The following is a 3,039-nucleotide window of genomic DNA, read 5'->3' on the forward strand; positions in this document are numbered from 1 at the left end:
GGGGATCCCTTGACTCGGTTCCAGCAAGCTTAGGTAACTTTTCTCAGCCTACCTAAACCCTAAGACCAGTATCGAACCGGTTTTGCCGGATTTTGCTGAAGAGTTATTACGTTTTCACGGGTTGGGGCTTGATAGATTTCGTAACTTTCCCAAAAAGGCAAGGGCGACCTTCACCAGGGGAAAGCCGCCCCGATCTGCGAGGATTTAGATAGGGATCCCTTAGCGCAGCTGCAGTCCGCGGGGCTGCTGGCCATCTTTCATGTGGATGGTATCCACAAAGCGCACCGTGCGGGATTGGCTGGAGATCACCAAGGTCTCGGTGCGGGCCCCGCCCCCAAAGAAACGTACCCCGCGCATCAAGTCGCCATCCGTGATCCCGGTGGCAGCAAAGAGCACTTCCTTGCCCCTGGCCAGCTCTTCACACTCCCACACCTTGTCGGGATCCTCAATGCCTTTTTCTTTGAGTTCCCGTCGCGTTTCCTCCACAGGCGGCAGGTAAGTGCCCGCCTGAACTACTTCGGGATCGTAGATCAGCCGACCTTGGAAGTGGGCGCCCAAGCACCGCAGAGCAGCTGCCGAGATCACTCCCTCAGGAGCAGCCCCGATCCCCATCAGGGCATGAATGCCGGTGCCATTGAAGCCTGCCGAGAGAGCCGCCGAGATGTCGCCATCGGTAATCAGCTTCACCCGCGCCCCCGCCTCTCGAATTTGGCGAATCAGATCGAGGTGGCGCTTGCGATCCATGACCACCACCGTCAGATCCGACACCTCCCGATCCAGGCTTTCGGCGATGATCTTGAGATTTTTCTCTGGCGGATAGTCGATGTGCACCTTGCCCTTGGCCTGGGGCGGAGCCGCCAGCTTTTGCATGTAGATGTCCGGGGCGTGGAGAAGGCCGCCTTTCTCGGAGATGGCCAGCACCGCCATAGAGCCGTTTTGGCCTTTGGCCACCAGGTTGGTGCCCTCGCAGGGATCCACAGCGATGTCAATCTCCACCAGCTCTTCCACACGGCAGAACTGCTCAGCATCCGGGCGGGTACAGATGCCCACCTCTTCGCCGATGTAGAGCATTGGGGCCTCATCGCGGGTTCCTTCCCCAATCACAATTCGACCGCGCATGGGGATCTGGTTGAGTTTTTCCCGCATGGCCTCTACAGCCACCTGGTCGGCGGTCTTGTTGTCCCCTTTGCCCATCCAGCGGGCGGCGGCAATGGCAGCCTGCTCCACAACTTCGATGATCTCTAGCCCCAACTTGTTGTCCACGGTGTGCCCCCTTGCTGATCTCAGAATGGTGAAGGCCAACTTAAGGATATCTTCAGACTCTTCCTCTCAGTTTACCAGGGCAGGCTTCTCCTCGAGATCCGATTCTCTCAACCCCTATAAGCTGAGAGAACAAATCCCCCAAAGCTAGACAGAAAGAGCGATCCCCGTCTTGGCGGCTCGCTATTGCCGCTTGGGGATCAGGGATGGTAGCCTATTTTAAGGGCAATAAGTTTTTCTTAACACCATTAAAAAAACGCAATGAAAAGATACGCTTTTGTCAACCGTTCCGGACAGGTTCAGGTGATCCGCACGATCCCCGGCCACTGGGAGCGCACCCTCTTTCCCGGCCAGCAGGCGATTTTTGAGGCGGAGCCGGACGACTATCTGGAAGTCTACAGTTGCTGCTGCTCCACCGCCATCCTGGAAGAGCGCCGCCTCTGTCGCTATCTGGTGGATTCTTCCTCGCCTGAGGTTGACCTCTACCTGTGGTCATCTTCGCAACGGGGAACTCTGGCGGATGCGTTGAATGGTTGACAGGCTCTAGCGGCTGGCTGCCCCATAGGGGCAAGAGGACTGGGTTTGCCCAGGATAACTAGATTGGGGATCGCTTCTCCTGAGGCCGATCCCCGGATTTTTCAGAGGGCGGATGCGGATCTGGAGAAGGGACATCGGGGGGACGGGTCAGGCAACTGCCCCGCGCAGCATTGCGAAAGGTATCGATGCGCTCCACGCAATTTTGATGGCCGCAATAGGGGCAATACAGGCGATCCCCAGGTTGGGGCTCCACATCGGCCTGGCTCCACCACCGCCGACAGCGGTCACAACAAAAGTGATAGAGGAACTCCAGCGCCACTCTCATGGGATCCCTTGCAGAGCTGAGCCGATCAGCATGGAAAAATGGGCATTATCCGGATCCCGGCAGTTGGGATCCGTCGCTATCTATCGAGTTAAGGCAGAGTCATTATGAGTATGGTATGTTAGGTTTGGTTTACATTTGCACTTTACCGCAAGGAGCGTTGATTTATGTCTCAGGAAGGATGCCTGCGAGTGGGGCAGCCCGCTCCCGATTTTTCCGCCACCGCCGTCTATGACATGGAATTCAAGACGGTGAAGCTCTCCGACTACCGGGGTAAGAAGTATGTGGTGCTGTTCTTCTACCCCTTGGACTTCACCTTTGTCTGCCCAACGGAGATCACGGCCTTTAGCGACCGCTATGACGACTTTGCCAAGCTGGATACCGAGATCCTGGGTGTTTCAGTGGATAGCGAATACTCTCACCTGGCCTGGATTCAAACCGACCGCAAGGCTGGAGGGGTGGGTGAGCTGAGGTATCCTCTGGTCTCTGACCTGAAAAAGGAGATCAGCGCTGCCTACAATGTCCTGGATCCGGAAGCGGGTGTGGCGCTGCGCGGCCTGTTCATCATCGACAAAGAAGGGATCATCCAGCACGCCACCATTAACAACCTGGCCTTTGGCCGCAGTGTGGATGAAACCTTGCGCACCCTGCAAGCTATCCAATACGTGCAATCTCACCCAGATGAAGTTTGCCCGGCCAACTGGCAGCCCGGCCAGAAAACCATGCACCCCGACCCAGTGAAATCCAAGGAGTTCTTCGCGGCGATTGCCAAGTAGGTTGGCCCAGATCCTGCCTCAGGGATCCCGGGCTTTTTCGGGTATGGCTCCAGCCCCGGGTGGGCTGGGGCTTTTCTTCGCCAGGGGCAGCCCGACTCTTCCCAAAAGGGACAAGCAACAGCAGAGGGGCTGGGGGTGAGGGCC

4 protein-coding genes are annotated in these 3,039 nt (G+C 57.3%); 2 read left to right on the forward strand and 2 right to left on the reverse strand.

What is annotated here, in order from left to right; translation table 11 throughout:
• Positions 1-219: 219 nt before the first annotated feature.
• A complete protein-coding gene (gene glpX, locus NW819_RS05045; RefSeq protein WP_414413081.1) occupies positions 220-1,263 on the reverse strand; it encodes a class II fructose-bisphosphatase in 1,044 nt (347 codons plus the stop codon).
• Between the two features lie 258 nt (positions 1,264-1,521).
• Between glpX and NW819_RS05050 the strand changes: the two genes are divergently transcribed.
• Positions 1,522-1,797, forward strand: a complete 276-nt coding sequence (locus NW819_RS05050; protein WP_011433830.1) for a DUF1830 domain-containing protein — start codon at positions 1,522-1,524, stop codon at positions 1,795-1,797.
• Between the two features lie 58 nt (positions 1,798-1,855).
• Here NW819_RS05050 and NW819_RS05055 read toward each other — a convergent pair whose 3' ends face one another.
• Positions 1,856-2,122 carry a hypothetical protein gene (locus tag NW819_RS05055; protein ID WP_414413082.1) on the reverse strand — a complete coding sequence of 89 codons (267 nt, stop codon included), beginning with the start codon at positions 2,120-2,122 and terminating at the stop codon, positions 1,856-1,858.
• 164 nt (positions 2,123-2,286) lie between these two features.
• Here NW819_RS05055 and NW819_RS05060 point away from each other — a divergent pair, with 164 nt between their 5' ends.
• A complete protein-coding gene (locus NW819_RS05060) occupies positions 2,287-2,895 on the forward strand; it encodes a peroxiredoxin (RefSeq protein WP_011433828.1) in 609 nt (202 codons plus the stop codon).
• The last annotated feature ends 144 nt before the right edge of the window (positions 2,896-3,039 follow it).

It is taken from the genome of Synechococcus sp. R8-2, assembly GCF_047461715.1.
GTDB lineage: Bacteria > Cyanobacteriota > Cyanobacteriia > Thermostichales > Thermostichaceae > Thermostichus.